This is a genomic window from Streptomyces griseus, assembly GCF_900460065.1.
Classification (GTDB): Bacteria; Actinomycetota; Actinomycetes; order Streptomycetales; family Streptomycetaceae; genus Streptomyces; species Streptomyces griseus.
Genome location: NZ_UAVD01000006.1, coordinates 101,131 through 123,174 on the forward strand (window position 1 = coordinate 101,131; position 22,044 = coordinate 123,174).

Genomic DNA, 22,044 nt, shown 5'->3' on the forward strand with positions numbered 1-22,044 from the left:
ATCGGCCCCGCCGATGCGGATGACGAACCCGCCGGGCCTCCGGTTCCCCATGGCCGTTGCCCGAAGGCGCCGCGCCTCCCGTGCGTGAGCCCCCGCGTGCGGACACAGACGCTTCGCCTGCCGAAGCGTGCGGACGCCGACGCTTCGCCTCCCGACGCGTGCGGAGCCCGCGCGTCGGGATCCTGCGCCATCGAGTTCCCCCGGCGGTCCTCCGCTGCACAGGCTTCCCGACCCACCCGCCGCCCCCGGCCGGGCCGTTCAGACTGCCGCGTCCGCCGCTGCGCCGTCGGCCCCCGCCAGCGCGCCCGCCGGGTCGTCGTCCGCCGGTCCGGCAGGGACCCATCGACCGCGCTCCTTGCGGTAGGGCCACCACCGCCCGTTCCGGTCCAACCGGAGCTGGAGGTCGGCGCCCGCGACGGTCCAGCGGGCCCGGCCGTTCGCCCGCAGGGCCGGTCGCTCGCCCGCCTCCCACGCCTCGCCGAGCCGGGCGCGGCCCCGAGCCAGGTCCTCCGGGTCCGGCGTCCACTCCTCATCCAGCACGGCGAGTGCCGCGACCCCGCCGTACCGCCAGGCGCGGACGGCGGCGTCCAGGTCCGCGGCCGGCCGGCCCGACCTCGCGGCCAGCCGGGCCCCGATACGCGGCTCGGGCCGGGTGTCCGCGGCCAGCCGTACCGCGTCCTGCCGCGGAGTCAGCTCGACCGGGACCGGCTGTCCTTCGTGCCCCGGGGCCAGTGCGTCCAGCAGCATCCGGTGCGCCCGCACCGCGCTGTCCGCCGCCAGCACCTCCAGCGCCGCCGGGTCGACCCCGGGCGCGGGGGCGGTCTCCGTGTCCAGCGCGGGCCCGAGTCCCGGTTCGACGGGGACCGGCGGGGGAGCGGGGAGCGGCGGCAGGATCCCGGCCGCCGCGAACGCTTCGGCGGCCGGGACTCCGTGAACGTTTCGTTCCGCGTCGTCGGCCGCCTCCCGCGCCCCGTCGCCGCCCGCCCTGACCGCACGGGCGGCGCTGCGCACCTGGAGCTCGTCCAGCAGCCGCCGCTCCTCGCGCCCCCGCATCAGCAGCAGGACGAACGGGTCCTCGTCCAGCAGCCGCGCCACCTGGTAGCAGAGGGCGCCCGAGTGCGGGCAGTGGTCCCAGGCCCCACAGGTGCACTCCGGCTCCAGGTCTCCGATACCGGGCAGCAGTTCGACACCGGCGCCCGCCGCGTCCTCCACGAGGTGCGGCGGCATCTCCCGGTCCAGCAACGCGGCGATGTGCCCGGCCCGGTCCACGGCCATGTCCAGGAACCGGTCCCAGGCGCCCGTGCCGAGCTGTTGCAGCAGGACATCGCTGCGGTACGCCGAGCCGTCCCGGTCCCGGACGACTGCTGTGATCCGTCCCGGCCGCACGGAGACCGCCCCGACCCTGCCCTCCCGGGCCAGCCGCCGGCCCTGCTTGAGCTGTTGGCCGTCCAACGCCGTGTCCTCCAGGGCCTTGAGCCACGCCCGCCCCCACCAGGAGGTCGCGAAACCCCGGCCCTGCGCGGGCGGGAACGCCGCGAACACGCGCTCCGTCCCGCGCCCGCCGCCCCGCGACGCCTCGTCGTCGCCCCCGTCGAAGGAGTCCGGGCCGTCCGCCCCGTACCCCGTCCCGTACGCGTGGTCGTCGTCCTCGTAGCCATCGCTCATCGTGCGCCCCCTCGCAGCTCGACCAGGTCGGCCAGTTCCGCGTCGGTCAGTTCGGTCAGTGCCGCCTCGCCCGAGCCGAGCACCGCGTCCGCGAGCCCCTGCTTCCGGGTGAGCATCTCGGCGATCCGGTCCTCGATCGTGCCTTCGGCGATCAGCCGGTGCACCTGCACCGGCTGTGTCTGGCCGATGCGGTACGCCCGGTCCGTCGCCTGCGCCTCGACCGCCGGATTCCACCAGCGGTCGAAGTGCACGACATGGCCGGCCCGGGTGAGGTTGAGCCCGGTGCCCGCCGCCTTGAGGGACAGCAGGAACACCGGGGCCTCCCCCGACTGGAAGCGGTTCACCATCTCCTCGCGCCGGGCCACGGGCGTACCGCCGTGCAGGAACTGCGTGGCCACCCCGCGCGCGGCCAGGTGTTCCTCCAGCAGCCGGGCCATCTGTACGTACTGGGTGAAGACCAGCACCGATCCCTGCTCGGCCAGGATCGTGTCCAGGAGTTCGTCCAGCAGCTCGACCTTCCCCGACCGGTCCGCGATCCGCGGATCTTCCTCCTTGAGGTACTGCGCCGGGTGGTTGCAGATCTGCTTCAGCGCCGTCAGCAGCTTCATCACGAGCCCCCGCCGCTCGAAACCGTCGGCGGCGGAGATCTCCGCCAGGGTCTCGCGGACCACCGCCTCGTACAGTCCGGTCTGTTCCCGCGTCAGCGACACGGCCCGGTCGGTCTCGGTCTTCGGCGGCAGCTCCGGTGCGATCCCCGGATCGGACTTCCGGCGGCGCAGCAGGAACGGCCGCACCAGCGCCGCGAGCCGCTCGGCCGCGCCCGGGTCGTTGCCGCCCTCGACCGCTGCCGCGTACCGCGTGCGGAAGGCGCCGAGCCGGCCGAGCAGACCGGGTGTCGTCCAGTCCAGGATCGCCCACAGCTCCGACAGGTTGTTCTCGACGGGTGTGCCCGTGAGCGCGACGCGGGCCCGGGCCCCGATCGTCCGCAGTTGCTTGGCCGTCGCCGAGTGCGGGTTCTTGACGTGCTGCGCCTCGTCGATGACGACCATGCCCCAGGACGCGGCCGCGAGCCGGGGCGCGTCGAGGCGCATCGTGCCGTACGTCGTCAGGACGAACTCTCCGTCCACCACGCCTTCCAGGGAGCGCGACGCGCCGTGGAAACGACGTACGGGGGTGCCCGGCGCGAACCTCTCGATCTCCCGCTGCCAGTTGCCCATCAACGACGTCGGGCACACCACCAGCGTCGGACCGGCCGCGTCGCGGTCGCTCTGCCGGTGCAGATGGAGGGCGATGAGCGTGATCGTCTTGCCGAGGCCCATGTCGTCGGCGAGGCAGCCGCCGAGGCCGAGCGACGTCATCGTGTTCAGCCAGTTCAGGCCGCGCAACTGGTAGTCGCGCAAGGTCGCGGTGAGCGCCTCGGGCTGTCCGATCGACTGCTGGGAGGCGGATTCCGGGTCGGCCAGCCTCTTCCGCAAGCGCTGGAGCCAGCCGGTCGCCGCCACCTCGACGCGACGGCCGTCCACCTCCGTCGAACCGGTCAGCACCGCGCCCAGAGCATCGATCGGGGTGACCTTGCGGTCCTGGGTGTCCCGGGCGCGGCGCGCCTCCTCGGGATCGATGAGCACCCACTGGTCGCGCAGTCGCACGATGGGCCGCGTGGACTCGGCGAGCCGGTCCAGCTCCTCACGGGTCAGCTTCCGGTCGCCGAGGGCGAACCGCCAGTCGAACGACAGCAGCGCGTCGGCGGAGAGGAACGAGGGGACGTCCGCGGCGGTGCGCTTCCGCGCCCCCGCCCCCGGCACGAGGCCCTCCGGGCCCATGGAGTCGCGGCCCGTGACGTCCTGGTCGTCCGGGCCGATCACGGCGCGCGCGGTGAGCTTCCTGACCAGTTCCTTGGGCCAGTGCACCGGTACTCCGGCGGCGGCGAGCGCACGCGAGGCGGACCCCAGCAACTCGGCGATCTCCTCGTCGGCCGGTTCCACCGAGTCCGGTACCGCGGCGGAGAGCAACGGTGCCAGCGGCGGCCAGGCGCGGGCGGCCCGGCGCAGGGTCAGGAGGGCGTCCATCCGGGCCCGTGGCCCGAACGCGGCGGCGGCCCGCGAGTCGCCCGCCCACACCTCGGCCGCGTCGGCGACGAGGGAGGGGTCGCTGACACTGTGCATCTGCAGCACGGCCCGGAACGACGGCCTGGCCACGTCCGGACCGGACCACGGCTCCACCGCTCCCGGAGTGGCCTCCGAGTCCGTCGCTGTGCCGTTCGGGCCCGAGGTCACGCCCGCGACCTCGATACGCAACGAGAGCCGTACGCCCGCGTCGTGACCGGCCGCCACATCGGCCGCCCAGGCGCGCCCCCCGGGCAGATGCTGCGGCTGCTGGGAGGTGAACGCGGGGCCGGCCGCGGCGAATCCGGCGGCGGGCGTACGCGGCATCGCGTCGGCCACGGCGTCGAGGAACGCGCGCAGCAGGTGCTCCGGTTCGGGCAGCAGCGTCTCGCCGTCGGTGCCGCTCGTGGTCCGCGCCTCCCCGGCTCCCCCCGGCCCGGCATCCTCGTCCGGAACGGGTGTCGCGTGGGCGGTCGGCGGCATCGACGCGGCCAGTTCCCGGACCCGTTCGAGGTCCTCGGCGCTCAACGGCCCGATCCGCCAGGCGTCGTGGTCGCCACTGCTCAGCCCCGGCAGCAGGAGGCCACGAGCGACGAACTGGAGAGCGAGGAGCGCGGCGGCGCCCCAGAAGGCGGTGGCGGGCGAGGCGCCCGCGACGGCGCGTGCCCGGGTCAGGACCGGCAGCGCGTCCCGCACGGGCAGGTGCCGCGCCGTCACCGTACGGGGACGCAGGTCGCCCTCCACGACGGTCAGCTCCGACAGGGTCCCGGAGAGGTCGGAAGGAGTGGTGGTGCCGCCGTCCGGATTCCAGAACGCGATGCTGCCGGTACGGGCCGGGTCCGCGGGGACGAAGACCGCGCAGCAGCGGGCCAGTTCGGCGATCTCGGAGGGCGTTGCCGCAGGGTGCCTGTGCACAGCGATGTCAGGTTCCTCAAATTTGACTAGTGGGCGGAGTCGCCGAGGGTACTCCATTTCAAGCGACGGCACGCCTGGGGGATAGGTGGCGTGCGTCACTTCTTCTCCTTTCCTGCCTCCGGTGGTGCAGCCAGCCCCACCACCGGGCACGGGGGTCTGCCCCAGGGGGACCGGGGTGGTGGCGCCATGGCTCCCGCCGGCCCCCGGACCGTACGTTCCATGAGGTCAGCGCACATGTTCCAGAAACCGGAGACGCCATGCCCCAGGCGACAGCCACTGTTGCGGACCCCGCCGGCGAAGACGGCCCGGAGCGTCCGGCCGACGTTCCCGGGGCGGTCGCCGGAAGCGACTTCGCGCCGCTGCTGCGCACCGTGCGGGAACAGGGACTGCTGGAGCGCCGCACGGACCGGTATGTGCTCGGCATCGCCACCAATCTGGCCGCCCTGGCCGCGGTGATCACCGGATTCGTCCTGCTGGGCGACACTTGGTGGAGCCTGCTCCTCACCTTCCCGCTGGCGGTGTTCTGGACCCGTACGGCCTTCGTCGCCCATGACGCGGGGCACGCCCAGATATCCGGCGACCGCAGGACGAGCAGGCTGATCGGTCTCGTCCACGCCAATCTGCTCCTCGGTATGAACGAGTCGTGGTGGAACGACAAGCACGTACGCCACCACGCCAACCCGAACCACATCGACAAGGACCCCGATGTCGGTGTCGGCGCCCTGGTCTGGACCCAGAAGCAGGCGGCGCAGCGCGAGGGGTTCGCCCGCCGGCTCACCAGGAACCAGGCCCGGCTGTTCTTCCCGATGCTCCTTCTCGAAGGCATCGCCCTGAAGATCTACGGATTCCAGTTCCTGCGCCGCCAGCCCCTCCGGGAGCGGGCCGTCTCGGGGCTGCTGCTGACCGCCCACTTCGCCCTCGGCGCGACGCTGCTGCTCAGCACGGTGTCCCCGGGCAAGGCGATCGTCTTCGCCCTGGTGCTGCACGCGCTGTTCGGCCTCCACCTGGGATTGGCCTTCGCACCGAACCACAAGGGGATGGAGATGCCCGACCCCGACGGCGAGCGCTGGGGCCACCTCCAGCGACAGGTCCTGACCTCGCGGAACGTACGCGGCGGCGTCGTGACCGACTGGTTCCTCGGGGGGCTGAACTACCAGATCGAGCACCACCTCTTCCCGAGCATGCCCCGTCCCAACCTGCGCCTCGCCCAGCCCCTCGTCAAGGCGTACTGCGCAGGTATCGGCATGCCGTACGCGGAGACCGGCCTGATCGAGTCCTACCGGCAGGCGTTGTCGCACATGCACGAGGTCGGCGAACCGCTGCGCCGGCGCGGCCGACGGGGAACGCGAGGACGCGCGGAAGCGTTCACACGACAGGAGCGGCGCCGGCCGCGAAGGAGGCGATGACCATGTCGAATGGTGCGAAGGTAGCTGTCGGGGGAGTGCTCGCGGCAGCCGTCCTGTGGCCCCTGATCGGATTCTGGTGGGCGCTGCTGGTCGTGATCGGCGTTCCCGTGGCGGGCTATCTGCTGCTGGACCCGTCCCAGCGGCGCAGACTCCGCAGGATCAACCGCAAGCAGATCGGCCGCTGAGCCCGGATCGCCTTGGGCTCGACGGGGATGTCACGCGGGGCGGGCGGCCAAGCCGTCGAGGGCCGCGAGCAGCCCGGGCAGCGCGGCGCCGCGCCTGACGGGAATGACCGTGCCCGGCTCCTCGTCCAGCAGGAAGAGGGCGATGTCGTCGGTCCGGGCCACCATCGACCACCCCGGGCCGTCGACGCGCAGCGTCCGTGCGTCGGCCGAGGCGTACGAGGAACGGATCCGCCCGGCCGGCGGCGGCTCCTTGGTATAGGCGGTCGCCTCCGACAGGGCCCTGCGGACACCGGGGTGCCGGGGAGCTGAGAAGGGCTCGCCGTCCCGCTCGCTTCCGGCATCGCCCGACTGCTCGCCCCCGGCTCCGCTCCCCGGCTCTCCCTCGGCGCCCGGCCGTGAGCCCTCCACCCCGTCGAGCTGCTCGCGCCACATCGACCACTGCGCTGCGATCTCGTCCGCCCCGAGCCTTCGCTGCGCCGGGCCCCAGGCCTCCGCGTCGGGCGGGGCCAGGGGTGCCGGGCCGTCCCCGTCCACAGCCGGATCGTGCGGATCCGGCACACCGGGCGCGGAGACGGCGAGGTCCATCGGCCAGCCCGGCAGCGCGCACACCATGGAGCGTTCGTCGGGGGAGAGGTCGTGCTCCATGCCGCAGTCCCAGGCGGCGATGGCGACGGCCACCTGGGAGGCGTCCTCGACGACCACGGTCCACCGGGCTCCGTCGCCGTCCTGCCCGAGGACGAGCCCGTAACCCTCCTCGTACGGTTCGAGCGCGAGCGCGCCGCACGCCGCCACGTAGTCGTCCCCCAGCACGCTGGGGAACCGCGCCGGGGTCAGCATCATCGCGGTCAGCACCAGCAGCGCGTCGTCGGCGACATCACTGTCCACGCCTGCCACGGTGTTCTCCTCGTCGCTCATCGCCCGCCTCCTCATCGCCCGGTCCGGCGTCCCCGCATCCGTCGGCGCACCCTAACTACTCGGTAACCTCCGCGTCGAGGCCCCGGCGAACAGGAACGAACCGGAGCCGCGCCCATCCCGCTCACCTACGGGAAGGCCGAAGGGCAGGGCCCGGGGGAGGCTGCCGCGTAAGGTTGGACCACCGGCCGAACGAGGGGGCAGCGTGGTGAAGCGGTACGACCGGCTGAAGGAGATTCAGCGACTCGACCCCGAGCGGGACTTCCTGGAGATCTACCGCCTCACCGTCACCCACGAATTCCCCTGGGACGTCACCCGCGCCCTCGAACTGGCCCTCTACCGCACCTATGCCGTGCCCAGCATCGGCCGACTCCTCGACGAGACAGCGGAGTTGACGGAGCGCTCCCAGAAGCGCTACGACGACACCGCTCTGCTGCTCGACACCGTCGTGGAGCACGGTTTCGACACCGACGACGGCCGCACCGCCGTCCGCCGCATCAACCGGATGCACCGCAGCTACGACATCAGCAACGACGACATGCGCTATGTCCTGTGCACGTTCGTCGTCACCCCGAAGCGCTGGCTGGACCGCTTCGGCTGGCGGCGGCTGTGCTGCCACGAGAGGGCCGCCTTCGCCGCCTACTACCGCACGCTCGGCGCGCATATGGGGATCAGGGAGGTTCCGGAGACCTACGAGGACTTCGAGCGCGCCCTCGACGCCTACGAGCACGAGCATTTCGGGTGGGACGAAGGAGCCCGCCGGGTGGCCGACGCGACCCTGGCCCTGATGGCGTCCTGGTATCCGGCGCCCCTCGCCCCGCTGGTGCGGGGGGCCAGCCTCGCGCTCCTGGACGACTCGTTGCTCGGGGCGTTCCGCTACCCCCGCCCGGGTCCGGTGGCCCGCGGGGTGACCAGGGGCGCGCTCCGGCTCCGGGCCCGAGCCGTCCGGCTCCTGCCGCCCCGGAGGACCCCCCACTACGCGCGCCAGAACCCCGAGATCAAGGGCTATCCGAACGGGTACGAGATCGCCGAGCTCGGTACGTTCCCCACGCCGGGCGTCCGTGGCTGCCCGGTTCCCGGCCACCGTCGGCCGTAGCGGTCAGCCGCCGAGTGACGCGACGTGCCCCGCTCCGGATCAGGAGCGGGGCCGCCACGGCAGCCCCCGGCCTCGACGTGTCCGTACGGTGATGGGTCCGGCCGTGCCCCCGGCTCAGGCCTGCCTGACCGCCAGGGCGAGGAAGCGGTCGTCCTCGTCCGTGTAGGACTCCAGCCGCCACCCCGCACCCGCCAGCAGCACGCGCAGCCTCGGCTCGGCCCGCAGGTCGTCCTCGGTGACGGTCCGCCCCTGGCGTGCGGCGAGCGCGGCCCGGCCGATCGGGTGGAACAACGCCAGGACCCCGCCCGGCCGGACCACACGGGCGAGTTCCGCGGCATCGGCCTCGGGGCTGGCCAGATGAGAGATCAGCCCCGCTCCGAACACCGCGTCCAGGGCTCCGTCACGCAGCGGCAGCCGTGCGACGTCGGCCCGGACGAGTGTCCCGCTGCCCCCTCGCCCGGCCCGCACCGCCGCCTCCAGCATGGCCGGGGTCAGGTCGACGCCCAGCACGGTTCCCTCCGGACCGACTGCGGCCCGCAGCGCCGGCAGCGCGCGTCCCGTTCCGCAGCCCGCGTCGAGCACGGCATCGCCGGGACGCAGCCCGAGCAGTCCGGCCGCGGTGGCGTAGGCGGGGCCGTCGTCGGGGAACCGGCTGTCCCAGCCGGCCGCACGCGGAGTGAAGAAGTCCAGGACGTGATGGGTGTGGTCGTCGGCCATGGGGACATGATCGCGCGACCGGAGTGGGGCCCGCCACCAACGGCCCCGATCCGTCGGCTCAGACGTTGACGCCGTAGTCCGAGGCGATGCCCGCCAGCCCGGAGGCGTAACCCTGGCCGACGGCCCGGAACTTCCACTCGGCGCCGTGCCGGTACAGCTCGCCGAAGACCATCGCGGTCTCGGTGGAGGCGTCCTCGCTCAGGTCGTACCGGGCGAGCTCGACGCCGTTGGCCCGGTTCACCACGCGGATGAACGCGTTGCGCACCTGACCGAAGCTCTGGCCCCGGCTCTGGGCGTCGTGGATGGACACGGGGAACACGATCTTCGCGATCTCGGCGGGGACCGACGCCAGGTCGACCTCGACCGACTCGTCGTCTCCCTCGCCCTCACCCGTCAGGTTGTCACCGGTGTGGCGGACGGAACCGTCGGGGCTGTTGAGGTTGTTGTAGAAGACGAAGTGGGCGTCGGAGAGGACCTTGCCCGCCTCGGAGCACAGCAGCGCGCTGGCGTCCAGGTCGTGATCGGCTCCGGTCGTGGTCCGTACGTCCCAGCCGAGCCCGACCGTCACGGCGGTCAGGCCGGGGGCCTCCTTCGACAGGGAGACGTTGCCGCCCTTGGCCAGGGTCACACCCATGAATTTTCCTCCTGTGTTCCGTCGGTCCGCGTGTGCGGTCGGGGCCCCGCGGCGTCAGCGCGTGGGGTCCGGTGATCGGTGCTGCTCTGTTGTCACTCCGGTGGCCGCTGCCCGGACAGACGCTCAGCGCGCCACACCGGGTTCCGGGATTGCGCAACTCCTGAAGTGAGGTTCTGAAGCGAGCGGCGGCGGAGAGGGGCGGGCTCCCGCCCTGCCTCTGTGACGCGGTCAGGGCGCGTTCTCGTCCTTCATCGCCCGGGCCTCGCTCTTGAGGATGCGCATGGATTTCCCCAGCGCGCGGGCGGTGTCCGGCAACTTCTTCGAGCCGAAGACGGCGATCACGATGACCGCCAGAATCAGCAGATGCCAGGGTGCCAGTCCGTTGCGCAACATTCCGGTCCCGTCCCTCTCTCCATCAGGCGACAACAGTTGCCGCATTGCGCAACTGTACAACTGTCTTCCCGGGCCGGAACGGGCGCCCCTCAAGGTCCGACGGGATCCTCCTTGCCTTCCCGTGCGCGCTCGGCCTCCCCTTCTCCTTCCTCGGCACGGCCGGCGTCCGGCAGGTGGCGGCGCTCGTAGCGGCGGCGGGCCGCGGTGAGCCCGGCCGCGTACAGCCCCAGGACCGAGCCCAGCAGCACGTAGTAGAGGGGCGGCAGGGCGCTCATGCCCAGCAGCTGCCCGAGCGGGGTGAGCGGCAGGGCGACGCCGACCGCGGCGAGACCTGCGGCGGCGGTGCGCAGAGGCCCGCCCGCCCTGCGTTCGGCGGCGGTTCGGCCGGTCCGCAGCAGGATCATGACGAGGGCCTGGGTGAGCAGGTTCTCCGTGAACCAACCGGCGTGGAAAGCCGCCTCCCCGCTGTCCCCGGAGGCATGGTGGAGAGCCAGCGCGAGCACTCCGAAGGTGGCGAGGTCGGCGGCCGCGTTGAGCAGACCGAAACCCGTGATGAAGCGCAGGAAGTCGCGGGGACGCAGCACGGTGGGGCGGCGGAGAACTGAGGCCGCCGGGCGGTCGAACGCGAACGCCAGCTGCGCCGCGTCGAAGCAGAGATTCTGCACCAGCACCTGCGCCGGGAGCATGGGAAGGAAGGGCAGCATCAGCCCGGCCGTCAACATGGCGATGACATTGCCGAGGTTCGACGAGAGAGTGATCCGCAGATAGGTGGCGATGTTCCCACTGCTGCGCCGGCCCGCCAGCACCGCGTGGTCGATCGCGGTGAGGTCCTTCTCGGCCAGGACGACGTCCGCCGCCTCCCGTGCCACGTCCACGGCGTTGCGGGGGCAGATGCCCACATCCGCCGCGTGCAGGGCGGGCAGGTCGTTGACGCCGTCGCCGAGGAAGCCGGTCGTGTGACCGCCGGAGCGCAGGGCCGAGACGATCCGGGCCTTGTGCTCGGGAGTGCAACGCGCGAACACCGTGGCCCGCTCCGCCACCCGGACCAGCTCGGTGTCCGACAGGGTGTCCACCAGCTCGGCCGTCACCACGTCGTCGGGGCCGAGGCGTCCCTCCGGGCGCAGGCCGAGCTCCGCGCAGACCCGCGCCGCCGTTCCCGGATGGTCCCCGGTGAGCACCTTGACGCCCACCCCGCGCCGCGCGAGCACCTCCAGTGCCCCGGCGGCGCTCGGGGCAGGGACGTCCCGCAGCTCCACCAGGCCCAGAAAGGTCAGCCCCCGCTCGTCCGCAGGGGTGTAAGCGCCCGCACGGGCCGGCCGGTCGGCACGGGCCACCGCCACCAGGCGCAGCCCCGTCTCCGCTTTCCGGTCGGCCAGGGCCAGCAGCCGGTCGCGCTCGTCCCGGTCCACCGCGCACCGGTCGAGCACGGCCTCGACGGCGCCCTTGGTGACCAGGGTGTGGACGCCGAGCCGGTCCGGCCGCCTGACCACGGCGGTCGCGACGCGGCGCACCGGATCGAAGGGCAGTACGGCGACACCCTCGTACGCCTCCGGATCCACCTCCCCGGGCGTCCGCGGAACGCACTCCTCCGCGGCGTCCAGCACCGCTTCGTCCAGCGCGTCGGCCGCGGGCAGCTCCGCCAGCTGGAGCGTCCACAGCGCGCTGACGGCCGCCCACCGCAGTACGTCGGGGTCGGACCGGTCCGTACCGTCCGTGGCCCCCGCGACGACGGGCCGGTCCTCGGTCAGCGTGCCGGTCTTGTCCAGACACAGCACATCGACCGCCCCCAGATCGTGCAGCGCGGGGAGCCGCTTGACGATCACGCCGCTCGTACGCGCCAGTCGAGCGGCGCCCCGGGCGAGTGTCGTCGTGACGATGACCGGCAGCATCTCCGGGGTGAGTCCCACGGCGACGGCCACGGCGAACGGCAGCGTCTCCAGGCCCCGGCCGCGCAGCGCCGCATTGGCCATCAGGACGAGCGGCGGGGTCAGGAGCATGAAACGGATGAGCGTCCAGGAGATCCCCTGGACCGACCGGTCGAAGGCGCTCGCACCCCGATGTCCGGACCGGCCGTCATGGGCGGCGGCGAACCGGGTCTCCCCACCGGTGGCCACGATCACCGCCGTGCCGCTCCCGGAGGTGACGCTGCTGCCCTGGAAGCACCACTCGGGCTGTGCGAGCGGTTCGGAACCGGACAGCGCGGGGTCGGGGACATCGAGGGCCCTCTTGGCGACCGGCGCCGACTCCCCGGTCAGGGCCGACTGGTGCACGGTGAGACCGTCGCCGCGCAGCAGCCGCACATCGGCGGGGACGAGATCGCCCGGCCGCAGCCGGATCACGTCCCCCGGCACCAGGTCGTCGACCGGAACCTCCCGTTCGTGGGGAGGTGCGTCGTCCGAGACGCGCCGCACGACCGTGGCCGTGGTCGCCACCAGTTCGCGCAGCGCCGCACTCGACCGGTCGGCACGGTGTTCCTCGGCCGACCGCAGCAGGCAGCTCACCCCGACGAGGGCGAGGATGACGCACGCGGTGCCCCACGCGGAGACCAGTGCCGACACCAGTCCGAGACAGAGCAGGACGGAGGTGAAGGGGTCCCGGAGGCTGCGTGCGAAGCGGCGGGGCCAGGGTACGGGCCGCCGGGCCGGCGGGACGTTCCCGCCCGTCCGGCCGAGCCTGGCTTCCGCCTCCGCCTCCAGCAGCCCCCGCGGCCCGCTGTCGAGAGCACGCAGCGTCTGCAGGGCGGTGGGCCCGGTGCCGGACGCTGGGGCCGCGCTCGTACGGTCTCCACCGGGCGCTGCCGTGACGGACGGCCCGGCGGAGGGAAACGGTGTCACGGTGGCCGACGGCGCACCGGTGTCGATCCGATGTCCGGGGCCCGCGGCCGAACCGCTCTCAGGCACCGAGCTCACGCAGGCGGACCGGCTTCCGGACGGAATGCCCGGCGCGCTCGGCCAGCTGTCCGACCATGAGCCGGACGACGGTCACCACATCGGGATCGTCGACCAGGTAGACCTGCCGACGGCCTTCACGACGCGACCGGACGAGACCGGCCAGCTTCAGCTTCGTCAGATGCTGGCTGACCGCGGGGAGCGTCCCGCCCACGCGCTCGGCGAGCCCCGTCACATCGCTCTCGCCCTGGGCCAGCGCCCACACGATGTGCAGCCGGGCCGGTGTCGCCAGGAGCCCGAACGACGCCGCGGCCTCCGCCAGCACCTCCGCGGGCGGATCCTGGAAACCCCCGCCGGAACCTGTCGACACGCTCGTATCTCCTCGTCCGCGGGCCGCCCCACGCGGACCGCCCGGCACCGCCGCCCGTTCCGGGCAGTCGAAAACAACCAGTGTAGGGGGCGTGCCGGGAAGGGCGCCGAGGTCCCCGAGGGGCGTTCCGCCACCCAGGAGAGACGTAATGAAGTCGGAAGACGCCAAGAAGCGACTGTGGCGGAGCCGCGTCGGTCAAGAACGATCACGTCAGGCGCATGGACTCGGCCGGTTGCCATGCTGTCGGCCCCCGGCGATTCCTGAGGAGAGTAGGGACGCATGCCCTGTGACCACATCGATGGAGACGAGATCCGCCCGCTGCACTCGGAGGAGGCGCTGAGCAAGAGCGGTCAGGCCAGGACGGCACCGACGAGGTGCGGCGCAGCACCACCACGACCGTAGCGATGGATTTCGGCCGTATCACCGTCCACTCCGGCCTGATGCTCCACCTGTTCGGCACGCCGGGTCGGGACCGCTTCCGGTTCCTCCGGGACGGGCTGTGCCAGGGCGCGCCCTCGCGGCGATCCTGCCGGCGGACACCCGGCGTCTCGGTGACTGCTTCACCGCCGTCGACCACGTCGAGCGCGAGCGGATTCCGTACACCGCCGCCGTCAACCGGTTCCCCGACGCCCCTGAGCACACTCCGTGCGACATCGCGCGGGCGCTCGACCTCAACCGGAGCACACCGGTCCTGCTGTGCGACCCCCGTGCCCCGGCATCCGGAAAGGAAGTCCTGATCCGTACGGTCGAGTACGCCGGGCGCGTGCACACCGCCCCACTCCTCGCGTCCGTCGGGTGACGACGGCCCGGCACCGCGGCCCGCCCGTCAGCCGATCATGTCGGCCATCGCGACCACCTTGTCGATCCGCACCCGAACGATCAGTTCGCCCGGCACGCCGTTGCGCCTGCCGAACTCCTCGAAGGCCTCGTCGTCCACGTAACGGTGGGCGATCAGCGTCGCCCACCGCAGCAGTTCCCCGGGGTCCGTGCTCAGTTCGGCGCGCCCCTGCACGACCACGAACGCGTACGGGGGCCGGTCGTCGTCGACGCAGAGGGAGACCCGTCCGTCGCGTGTGAGGTTGCGCCCCTTGACACTCTGCGCACCGGTGTTGAAGACCACCGAATCGCCGTCCAGAAGGAACCAGACGGGTGCGATGTGCGGACTGCCGTCGGCCCGCACCGTCGAAACCTTGGCCGTGCGCGTGCCCTGCGAGAGGAAGGCCCGCCATTCTTCTTCGGTCATGTGGTGTGCCATGAGCCCATCCTGAGCCCGATTCCCGCATGGCGCGAAGCGGCGCCCCCGGAGGGGAGGGACGCTTGCCCCCGCGTGGCCGTTGCGCGAGGCTTACGCGCGTAGCGGGGCACGGGGAACGAAGGTACGGGGAGGACGAGCACATGCCGCTTGACCGGGGACTTGACTGGCTCCTTGACGATCTCACCAACAGGGTGCAATTCATACGGCACGCCTTGGTGCTGTCGAACGACGGACTGGTCACCGGGGCCAGCACCGGGCTGGCCCGCGAGGACGCGGAGCACCTGGCAGCGGTCTCCTCCGGCCTGCAGAGCCTGGCGCGCGGCTCGGGGCGGCACTTCCGGGCGGGGCGTGCCCGCCAGACCATGGTCGAGTTCGACGAGGCGCTGCTGTTCGTGACGGCCGCCGGCGACGGCAGCTGTCTGTGCGTGCTGACGGCGGCCGAAGCCGATGTCGGCCAAGTCGCCTACGAGATGACCCTGCTGGTCAACCGGGTCGGCGAACACCTCGGAGTCTCGGTTCGCCAGGGCGGTCCCGACGACACCGGGCCCGTGTGAACCGCACGTCTCGTCGTCGGTGAGGAGTTATCCACAGGGGTGACGGGCGGTGACCCCCTCGGGCTAACGTGGTCACGGAGAGTGATCGACCCGACGGGGGAGGACAGACATGACGGTCAAGCAGGCGCTCCGTGCACACACCGTGGCACAGGACGCGGACACCAAGGTCCGGGCGGTTCGGGCCAGGACCCGGGGCGCGCGTGTCAACGGCACGAGCGTACGGGGCGACGCCCGTACCGGGGACGTCGGCACGGAGCCGGAGGGCGAGGGCGTGCGAACCGCGTCCGCCGCCCCGGCGGTGACGGTCGCGGCCGGGCGGGCGGCCCAGGAGTTGGGCATCCGGCGAGCTGAGTTCGAGCTCGCGGTGCACCTGGGGCAGATCGCCGTCGTCGGCGTACCGGGCGGTGGGCGGCCACGGGTGCACGAGGAGGAGATCGCGCGCCTGCGGGAGCAGCCGGGCTTCCCCGACGGTCTGGCGGAGCGGGTCCGCACCGTCGGGACGGCGGAAGGAGCGGCCCTGCTGGACATCGCTCCGGCGCGGTTCACCCGGCTTGCCCGGGCGGGCTGCGTCTCACCGGTCACGTTCTATCTCAACCGGTACCGCGCGGTGGTCTGGCTCTACCTCGCGGACGAGCTTGCCGCCTTCGCGGCCAGGGAACCGGACCTGCTGGCCGGACGGACACCGCCGGGGATGCGCTCGACGCTGGAGTCCGGAGCCGACTGGCGGCCGCGCAACTGGCGCTCACAGCGCATCGACCGGCTACTGAACCGCACGAGGGACCCCTGGGTGCGAGCGGCGGTCCAGGCGTCGGCACTGGACCCCGTGCAACTGGCGGAAGTGGTGGACGACCCCTACGAACGCGCCTATCTCGTGCGCGTCCGGCCGGAGCCGGTCTTCGGACGCCCGGGCTCCCTGGCGGCGAGGGAGGCCATGGGGCAACTGATGCTGGCCGATGACCCCGACGAGATCCTCTGGCGCCGGGTCAACCTGACGCTGGAGCTTGACGGGGCCCGCGCGGACCGGCCGGCCCCGCGCCCCGGGGAGGACGGGGCGACCCGAGCGGCGACCGCCGTCCGGAGCGGCGCGGACACCCGTGGCGGGACCGGGCTCGTGCCCTTTGCCGCCGAGCCGGCTCCGCCACCCGCCGACGCCGGGTTGTCGACCTCCGCCGCGAAGGCTGCGCCGACCGGAAAGGGGCTGCTCGCACGGCTGGGCCGGCGCGGGCGCGGCACCGGATAGCTGGTCGCGCCCATCGCCCGGATGGGCCATGCTGTCCGCATGTTGATCAGGGAAGCAACCTCCGAGGACTGGCCCGCCATCTGGCCGTTCTTCCACACCATCGTCTCCGCGGGCGAGACGCTCACCTATCCACTCGATCTCGGAGAGGAGGACGCCGAGGGGTGGTGGTTCGTCGCGGCGCCGAGCCGAGTGGTCGTCGCGGTGGACGACGCCGGGACCGTGCTCGGCACGGCGAAGATGAACCGCAACCACATGGGCAACGGAGCGCACATAGCCAGCGCCACGTATCTGGTCGACCCCGCTCATTCCGGCCGGGGTGTGGGGCGTGCGCTGTGCGAGCACTCGGTCGACTGGGCTCGCGCCGAGGGCTATCGGGCCATGCAGTTCAACGCCGTGGTCGAGACCAACACCCACGCCGTCAAGCTGTACCGCTCGATCGGCTTCGACGTGATCGGAACGCTGCCGGAGGGCTTCAACCACCCGACCGAGGGCTACGTGGGGATTCACATCATGCACAAGGCCCTGTGACGACAGCACGTCGTCTTCACGGACCCATGCCCTCGACGGCGGGTCTGAGCCCGATGATCAGTCGGAGGGGGGACCCGCCGGCGGTTCCTGCTTTGGGCCCCGCAGCGTGCGACCCGCCGGGCCGGCGTCCGCCGCGCCGCTCGCGGTGACTCCGGGCACGACCGTTCCGGCCCAGGACAGAGCAGTCCACCCCGATGCCGGTGAGCCCTCGACCACCACCACGCCCGTGTTCTCCAGGCGGTGTTCGGCGGCGAACCCGACCGTGACGTTCCGTGCGCGGGCGGCCGTCCACACCCGGATGGCCGCGCCGTGACTGACGAGCGCCACGGTCGAGCGCTCCCCGGCACCCGCCGCCTCGGCCACCACGGCGTCGAAGCGGGCCAGCGCCTCGGTCCCGTTCTCGCCCCCGGGCATCCGGCGGGCGATGTCCCCGGCAGACCAGCCGAAGGCGGTCGTCAGGTACTGCCGCACCGCGTCCTCGTCGGCCCGCATCTCCAGGTCGCCGGCCGACAGTTCGCGGATTCCGTCGCGGACCCGTACGTCGATGCCGCGCTCCGCGGCGAGGGGCGCGGCCGTGAGTTGCGTGCGGGTCAGAGTGGAGGCGTACAAGGAGGCGATGTCCTCCCCGGCGAGCGCCCGGGGGAGGGCGGACGCCTGCCGCACTCCCAGGTCGGTGAGGCCGGGGCCGGGCAGGGCGGTGTCCAGGAAGTGTCCGAGATTGGACGGCGTCTGGCCGTGGCGGATCAGAAGCAAGCGCATGGAACGGGTCACGCTCCGGGCTCGGGCGCGCGGGCGGCGGTGGACAGGTGCACGATACACCCTCTCATCAGGCCGGGTCCGAGGGCAGCGTGATGCGGGGCCCGCCCACGCCGCCGGAAGTAGCGGGGCCGTGCCCGGAGTTGGTGCGACGGCGTACGCACGGGGTGACTGCGCCGTTCCTGGACGATGGCAGTACTGTGCGCCCCACCGCCATTTCGGCGATGAGACGTATCTGGAGGAAGAACCCATGACCATACCCAGGAGATCGTGGCGTGGCGCGGGAGCACTCGTGGCCGCTGCGGTCGTCGGTCTGACCGGAGGCGTCATCTCCGCCGGTCCGGCCGCGGCTCACACCCCCACCTGGGCCGTGACCTGCTCCGAGGTGACTGTTGACCTCACCAACTACACGAGCGACGTTCCCAACACGGTGACGATCACCGTGGACGGCCAGGACCTGCTGCCCACCGAGACGTTCGGCCGTGAGTTCCACAAGAAGCTGACGCTTCCCGAGCACGACGAGCCGGTGACCGTCCGACTGGTCGTCAAGGACGCCGACGGCGACGGCAAGCACTCCGTCGACGACGAGAAGACGGCGGACGTGTGCGACGAGGAGCCCAGCCCCACGCCGACCCCGACCGAGTCGGTCCCGGGTGAGCCGACCCCGTCGGAGACGCCGTCCACCGGGACGCCGGAGCCGAGTGCCACCCCGAGTGGGCAGCCCTCGGAGTCCGCACCCGCCGTGCCCGCCCCGAGCCCGAGCTCGCCGGACCTGGCCGAGACCGGATCGTCGTCGTCGACGCCGATCATCGGTGGCGCGGCTGTCGCGGTGCTGCTGGCCGGTGGCGGCATCCTGTGGGCCGTCCGCAAGAGGCGCACCGCTCAGAACTGACGCTTCCACGGTTGAGGGGGGTGCCGCATCACCGCGGTGATGCGGCACCCCCTTTGCGTCCCTCACCGTTCCGCGACCGTCCGCGGCGGGGTGGTGGCCGGCGGGGGAGCGGGGCCGATCTCGCACCAGACTGCCTTGCCCTCGCCCCTCGGCTCGATGCCCCAGCGCGTGGCCACCGCGTCGAGCAGGAGCAGTCCCCGGCCGGAGGTGGACGTCTCGCCCGGCGTACGCCGACGGGGCCAGGCGCTGGACCGGTCCTGGACCGAGAGCCTGATCCGGCGCACCGGTTCGGGCAGCACCTCCAGCGTCAGGACGGCCCCGCCCTCGGTGTGCAGGAGCACATTCACCAACAACTCGCCCGTGACGAGCTCGGCGTCGTCGGCGAACTCGGCCATGTCCCAGTCGCCGAGGGCCTGGCGCACGATCGCGCGGGCGTCCGAGAGCCCTTCCGGGTCCGCCTGGTGAATGTACTGGTGCAGCCGTGGCGCGTGCGACGACCCCACATCGGGGCTTCGGCGCAGGACGAGGAGTGCCACGTCGTCCCCCGACCCCCACCGTTCCCACAGTCGTTCCGACAGGTGATCGGCCAGTGCCTCGGCGCCTGCGGGCCCGGAGCTCACCTCGTTGCGCAGTGCGTCGATCCCGGTGTCGAGGTCGGCCCCCGGCTCCTCCACCAACCCGTCCGTGTACAGCACGAAGGTCTCACCCGGCACCAGGTCCAGCCGGGTCTCCGGGTACTCCTCGTCCTGGAGGTCGGTGGAGGTGCCCAGCGGCAGCCCACCGCGCACCTGCGGGCTGCCGACCCGCCCGTCGAGGTGTCGGATCAACGGGCCCAGGTGCCCGGCCCGCACCACCTGCACCGTTCCGGAGGCCAGGTCGACCTGGGCGTAGGCGCAGGTGGCGAAGCGGTCGGTGTCCAGCTCGGCGAGGAAGCGGGAGGCCCGTGCCAGCACGGTGGCCGGCGGGTGCCCCTCGGAGGCGTAGGCGCGCAGGGCGATGCGCAACTGACCCATGATCGCGGCCGCGTGGGTGTCGTGTCCCTGCACGTCCCCCACGACCAGTCCGTAACGGTTCTTGGGCAGGGTGATCACGTCGTACCAGTCGCCACCGACCTGCCGGCCGCTCCACGCCGCGTGGTAGCGGACCGCGATCTCGCCGCCCGCGACGTCCTGGATCCGGGGCGGGAGCATCGCGGACTGGAGCTGGGTGGCGAACTCCCGTTCCTCGTCGAAGAGCATCGCGCGCTGCAGGGACTGGGCCACGATGGCGGCGAGGCCCAGACACAGGATGCGCTCGTCCGCGTTGAAGACCGTTCGCTCGCGGTAGAAGAGGGCCAGACCGCCGAGCGACCGGGCCTGGGCCACCAGCGGAAGATAGGCCGCTGCCCGAAACCTCAGCGTCCCGAGGTGCGGTTCCAGTTCCGGGTAGCGACGGGCCAGCGCGGAGAGGGAGGTGATGAACCGGGGGCGTCCGCTGCGGATGGTGTCCGCGAGGGGGAGGTCGCGGTCGAGGTCACCGGATCCCAGTCCGTCGAGCACCTCGAGCGACTCGCCGCTCAGCGCGACGATGTTCAGCGCGGAATTCTCCACCAGTCCCAGCGCGAGGCCGTCTGCGCCGAGCCGGGCCAGCCCGCCGGGTCCGGTGAGCGCCGCCGTCACGTCGTCGACGGTCACCGCACGGGACATGGCACTTGTTGTTCGTTCAACGATATTGGTCTGGCGCTGCCGCCGCTTTTCCAGATCGAGAACGAAGGCCGAATGGGTGACCTCCGCCGTAGCGTCCCGGACGACCCCCACGATCCGGTGCGCCCTTCCGTTCTTCGATCGCAGAATGCGGGCCTGGACATGGGTCCACTGCGTGCTCCCGTCGTCCAACGGCACACGGAAGTGGACGCTGTACGAATTGCTGCCGCCGGTGATGGCCTCGTCGACCGTGACATCGAGACGGGCCCGCTCCGCCGGTTCCAGGTGCTCCAGCAGCGCACCCGGGCGCGCCTCGAACGTCGCGGGATCGACACCGAACACCATCAGTCCGGCTTCGTCGATGTCCAGGGTCCGGTTGTCCAGGTCCCAGTCGAAGCTGCCGGTCCTGTTCATGGCGAGACGCTCCGTCGGCCGGATCTCACCGTTGGTCTTCCGGTCGATCCGGCGGAGCGGAGAGGCCTCGGCGTCCTGCCGCCGTTCGTCGTCGGTCATGCCAGCTCCGGAGGTCGTCCGGCGGGGCCGCACACCGGCGGACCCGTAGGACCCAATTGTCGAGCCGCATCCCAGGGCGTGCCACAGCGGCACGCCCGCGACGCCTCGCACCCGCTCCCGTGCCCGCATACCCGCTGCCGACCGGACCCGGGGGGCGCGGGACGGCAGCCGAGGCCGGTCAGCGACCATGGAGGGCGTCCCACGTGTCCACGAGCTCAGCGAGCGGAGCGCACGCATGAACGACGACCTGCCCGTCCTGCTGGAGAAGAGGGGCACATGCCTGCACCTCACACTGAACCGCCCCCGGGCGCTCAACGCTCTCAGCCACACGATGGTGCGACTTCTCCACGAGGCCCTGTCCCACGCCGAGCGGGACGACTCGATCGCCTCGGTGCTGCTGTCCGGAGCCGGTGACCGGGGCCTGTGCGCCGGCGGCGACATCCGTGCCCTGCACGACGACGCACGGGCCTCGGGGCGGGCATCTCTGGAGTTCTGGCGTGACGAATACCACCTCAACGCTCGCATCGCCCGATTCCCCAAGCCGTACGTCGCACTGATGGACGGCATCGTGATGGGCGGAGGGGTCGGGGTGTCCGCGCACTCCGGTATCCGTGTCGTCACCGAGCGCTCACGCGTCGCCATGCCCGAGACCGCTATCGGCTTCGTGCCCGATGTCGGGGGTACCCGTCTGCTGGCCAAGGCCCCCGGCGAACTGGGCACTCATCTGGCGCTCACCGGCCGATCCGTCGGGGCGGCCGACGCCGTTCTCTGTGGTCTGGCCGATCTCCACGTCCCCGCTCACCTCCTGCCGGCCCTGGCCGAGGAGCTGGGGGATCCGACGGCCCGGGGGGCATCGGTGGCGGACGTCGTCCAGCGGTTCGCCACGGAGCCTCCGGCCGGCGAGCTCGTGTCGCAACGCGACTGGATCGACGGTTGCTACGCGGCGGACAGCGTGGAGGAGATCCTGCGCCGACTCCGTGCGAGCGGTGTTCCCGCGGCGGAGGCGGCCGCGGACGAACTCCTGAGCAAGTCGCCGCTCGCGCTGAAGGTGACGCTCGCCGCGGTCCGCCGGGCCGCCCGGCTCGACAGCCTGGAGGCCGTTCTCGACCAGGAGTTCCGTGTCTCCAGCCGGGCGTTCGAACACCCTGACTTCGTCGAAGGCGTGCGAGCCCGGATCATCGACAAGGACAACGCCCCGCAGTGGAAGCCGGGCTCCCTCGCCGAAGTCGACGACCAGGAGGTCACCCGGTTCTTCGCGCCGCTCGGCCCCGGCGAACAGGAGCTCGGACTCGCTCCGGGACCCACGGACGACCTCATCGGCGGGGGACAGGGCGGCTAGGG

At 72.4% G+C, this 22,044-nt stretch carries 19 protein-coding genes and 1 pseudogene; 9 read left to right on the forward strand and 11 right to left on the reverse strand.

What is annotated here, in order from left to right; translation table 11 throughout:
• Positions 1-258: 258 nt before the first annotated feature.
• Positions 259-1,665 (reverse strand): hypothetical protein, encoded by a 1,407-nt coding sequence (locus tag DTB53_RS03595; RefSeq protein WP_012377720.1) that lies wholly within the window; start codon positions 1,663-1,665, stop codon positions 259-261.
• Positions 1,662-4,682 (reverse strand): SCO1167/SCO6262 family helicase, encoded by a 3,021-nt coding sequence (locus DTB53_RS03600; RefSeq protein WP_012377719.1) that lies wholly within the window; start codon positions 4,680-4,682, stop codon positions 1,662-1,664. Before DTB53_RS03600 ends, DTB53_RS03595 begins: the two co-directional genes overlap by 4 nt.
• 257 nt (positions 4,683-4,939) lie before the next feature.
• Between DTB53_RS03600 and DTB53_RS03605 the strand changes: the two genes are divergently transcribed.
• Together DTB53_RS03605 and DTB53_RS03610 are read left to right on the forward strand one after the other, a co-directional pair.
• On the forward strand, positions 4,940-6,088 hold the full coding sequence (locus DTB53_RS03605; RefSeq protein WP_012377718.1) for a fatty acid desaturase family protein: 1,149 nt from the start codon (positions 4,940-4,942) through the stop codon (positions 6,086-6,088).
• A 2-nt stretch (positions 6,089-6,090) separates the two neighbouring features.
• Positions 6,091-6,273 carry a tail-anchor membrane protein gene (locus tag DTB53_RS03610; protein ID WP_003964210.1) on the forward strand — a complete coding sequence of 61 codons (183 nt, stop codon included), beginning with the start codon at positions 6,091-6,093 and terminating at the stop codon, positions 6,271-6,273.
• 30 nt (positions 6,274-6,303) lie between these two features.
• Here the strand turns inward: DTB53_RS03610 and DTB53_RS03615 are convergent, their stop codons facing one another.
• Positions 6,304-7,188: a hypothetical protein gene (locus tag DTB53_RS03615; RefSeq protein ID WP_042495389.1), complete on the reverse strand. Its 885-nt coding sequence runs from the start codon at positions 7,186-7,188 to the stop codon at positions 6,304-6,306.
• A gap of 202 nt (positions 7,189-7,390) precedes the next feature.
• On the opposite strand from DTB53_RS03615, the gene DTB53_RS03620 reads away from it, so the two are divergent.
• On the forward strand, positions 7,391-8,281 hold the full coding sequence (locus DTB53_RS03620) for an oxygenase MpaB family protein (protein WP_003964208.1): 891 nt from the start codon (positions 7,391-7,393) through the stop codon (positions 8,279-8,281).
• Positions 8,282-8,395: 114 nt separating this feature from the next.
• Here the strand turns inward: DTB53_RS03620 and DTB53_RS03625 are convergent, their stop codons facing one another.
• The 5 genes from DTB53_RS03625 to DTB53_RS03645 form a co-directional block, all read right to left on the reverse strand.
• The gene (locus DTB53_RS03625; RefSeq protein WP_003964207.1) at positions 8,396-8,998 is read right to left on the reverse strand and encodes a methyltransferase domain-containing protein; all 603 of its coding nucleotides are present in this window, start codon (positions 8,996-8,998) and stop codon (positions 8,396-8,398) included.
• Positions 8,999-9,056: 58 nt separating this feature from the next.
• Entirely contained in the window at positions 9,057-9,632 is a 576-nt protein-coding gene (locus DTB53_RS03630) for a TerD family protein (RefSeq protein ID WP_003964206.1), read from the reverse strand.
• 228 nt (positions 9,633-9,860) lie between these two features.
• Positions 9,861-10,025, reverse strand: coding sequence for a Sec-independent protein translocase subunit TatA (gene tatA, locus DTB53_RS03635; RefSeq protein ID WP_012377715.1), 165 nt, complete (start codon positions 10,023-10,025; stop codon positions 9,861-9,863).
• A gap of 89 nt (positions 10,026-10,114) precedes the next feature.
• Positions 10,115-12,934: a magnesium-translocating P-type ATPase gene (gene mgtA, locus DTB53_RS03640; RefSeq protein WP_106431667.1), complete on the reverse strand. Its 2,820-nt coding sequence runs from the start codon at positions 12,932-12,934 to the stop codon at positions 10,115-10,117.
• On the reverse strand, positions 12,918-13,283 hold the full coding sequence (locus tag DTB53_RS03645) for an ArsR/SmtB family transcription factor (protein ID WP_003964203.1): 366 nt from the start codon (positions 13,281-13,283) through the stop codon (positions 12,918-12,920). Before DTB53_RS03645 ends, mgtA begins: the two co-directional genes overlap by 17 nt.
• Before the next feature lie 306 nt (positions 13,284-13,589).
• Between DTB53_RS03645 and DTB53_RS03650 the strand changes: the two are divergent.
• Positions 13,590-14,082: pseudogene (locus DTB53_RS03650) on the forward strand (GTP-binding protein); the annotation flags it as partial.
• A 27-nt stretch (positions 14,083-14,109) separates the two neighbouring features.
• On the opposite strand, the gene DTB53_RS03655 reads toward DTB53_RS03650, so the two are convergent.
• Complete coding sequence (locus tag DTB53_RS03655; protein WP_012377712.1) at positions 14,110-14,538, reverse strand: PPOX class F420-dependent oxidoreductase; 429 nt, start codon at positions 14,536-14,538, stop codon at positions 14,110-14,112.
• Positions 14,539-14,678: 140 nt separating this feature from the next.
• Between DTB53_RS03655 and DTB53_RS03660 the strand changes: the two genes are divergently transcribed.
• The 3 genes from DTB53_RS03660 (at position 14,679) to DTB53_RS03670 (ending at position 16,860) form a co-directional block, all read left to right on the forward strand.
• Positions 14,679-15,092: a roadblock/LC7 domain-containing protein gene (locus DTB53_RS03660; RefSeq protein WP_003964201.1), complete on the forward strand. Its 414-nt coding sequence runs from the start codon at positions 14,679-14,681 to the stop codon at positions 15,090-15,092.
• Between the two features lie 109 nt (positions 15,093-15,201).
• Complete coding sequence (locus tag DTB53_RS03665; protein WP_012377711.1) at positions 15,202-16,332, forward strand: DUF6397 family protein; 1,131 nt, start codon at positions 15,202-15,204, stop codon at positions 16,330-16,332.
• 39 nt (positions 16,333-16,371) lie between these two features.
• Positions 16,372-16,860 carry a GNAT family N-acetyltransferase gene (locus tag DTB53_RS03670; RefSeq protein WP_012377710.1) on the forward strand — a complete coding sequence of 163 codons (489 nt, stop codon included), beginning with the start codon at positions 16,372-16,374 and terminating at the stop codon, positions 16,858-16,860.
• Positions 16,861-16,917: 57 nt separating this feature from the next.
• On the opposite strand, the gene DTB53_RS03675 is transcribed toward DTB53_RS03670, so the two are convergent.
• Positions 16,918-17,619: a histidine phosphatase family protein gene (locus DTB53_RS03675; protein WP_012377709.1), complete on the reverse strand. Its 702-nt coding sequence runs from the start codon at positions 17,617-17,619 to the stop codon at positions 16,918-16,920.
• 247 nt (positions 17,620-17,866) lie between these two features.
• Between DTB53_RS03675 and DTB53_RS03680 the strand changes: the two genes are divergently transcribed.
• The gene (locus DTB53_RS03680; RefSeq protein ID WP_003964198.1) at positions 17,867-18,508 is read left to right on the forward strand and encodes an LAETG motif-containing sortase-dependent surface protein; all 642 of its coding nucleotides are present in this window, start codon (positions 17,867-17,869) and stop codon (positions 18,506-18,508) included.
• 62 nt (positions 18,509-18,570) lie between these two features.
• Here DTB53_RS03680 and DTB53_RS03685 read toward each other — a convergent pair whose 3' ends face one another.
• Positions 18,571-20,703 (reverse strand): SpoIIE family protein phosphatase, encoded by a 2,133-nt coding sequence (locus DTB53_RS03685; RefSeq protein WP_012377707.1) that lies wholly within the window; start codon positions 20,701-20,703, stop codon positions 18,571-18,573.
• Between the two features lie 235 nt (positions 20,704-20,938).
• Here DTB53_RS03685 and DTB53_RS03690 point away from each other — a divergent pair, with 235 nt between their 5' ends.
• Entirely contained in the window at positions 20,939-22,042 is a 1,104-nt protein-coding gene (locus DTB53_RS03690; RefSeq protein ID WP_012377706.1) for an enoyl-CoA hydratase/isomerase family protein, read from the forward strand.
• The last annotated feature ends 2 nt before the right edge of the window (positions 22,043-22,044 follow it).

Bases quoted from the DNA above. Each gene is read 5' to 3' on its own strand.
- DTB53_RS03670 (WP_012377710.1), top strand. From the start codon at position 16,372: ATGTTGATCAGGGAAGCAACCTCCGAGGACTGGCCCGCCATCTGGCCG.
- DTB53_RS03665 (WP_012377711.1), top strand. From the start codon at position 15,202: ATGACGGTCAAGCAGGCGCTCCGTGCACACACCGTGGCACAGGACGCG.
- DTB53_RS03685 (WP_012377707.1), bottom strand. From the start codon at position 20,703: ATGACCGACGACGAACGGCGGCAGGACGCCGAGGCCTCTCCGCTCCGC.
- DTB53_RS03605 (WP_012377718.1), top strand. From the start codon at position 4,940: ATGCCCCAGGCGACAGCCACTGTTGCGGACCCCGCCGGCGAAGACGGC.
- DTB53_RS03680 (WP_003964198.1), top strand. From the start codon at position 17,867: ATGACCATACCCAGGAGATCGTGGCGTGGCGCGGGAGCACTCGTGGCC.
- DTB53_RS03690 (WP_012377706.1), top strand. From the start codon at position 20,939: ATGAACGACGACCTGCCCGTCCTGCTGGAGAAGAGGGGCACATGCCTG.
- DTB53_RS03610 (WP_003964210.1), top strand. From the start codon at position 6,091: ATGTCGAATGGTGCGAAGGTAGCTGTCGGGGGAGTGCTCGCGGCAGCC.
- DTB53_RS03625 (WP_003964207.1), bottom strand. From the start codon at position 8,998: ATGGCCGACGACCACACCCATCACGTCCTGGACTTCTTCACTCCGCGT.
- DTB53_RS03675 (WP_012377709.1), bottom strand. From the start codon at position 17,619: ATGCGCTTGCTTCTGATCCGCCACGGCCAGACGCCGTCCAATCTCGGA.
- DTB53_RS03630 (WP_003964206.1), bottom strand. From the start codon at position 9,632: ATGGGTGTGACCCTGGCCAAGGGCGGCAACGTCTCCCTGTCGAAGGAG.
- tatA (WP_012377715.1), bottom strand. From the start codon at position 10,025: ATGTTGCGCAACGGACTGGCACCCTGGCATCTGCTGATTCTGGCGGTC.
- DTB53_RS03660 (WP_003964201.1), top strand. From the start codon at position 14,679: ATGCCGCTTGACCGGGGACTTGACTGGCTCCTTGACGATCTCACCAAC.
- DTB53_RS03615 (WP_042495389.1), bottom strand. From the start codon at position 7,188: ATGAGCGACGAGGAGAACACCGTGGCAGGCGTGGACAGTGATGTCGCC.
- DTB53_RS03595 (WP_012377720.1), bottom strand. From the start codon at position 1,665: ATGAGCGATGGCTACGAGGACGACGACCACGCGTACGGGACGGGGTAC.
- DTB53_RS03655 (WP_012377712.1), bottom strand. From the start codon at position 14,538: ATGGCACACCACATGACCGAAGAAGAATGGCGGGCCTTCCTCTCGCAG.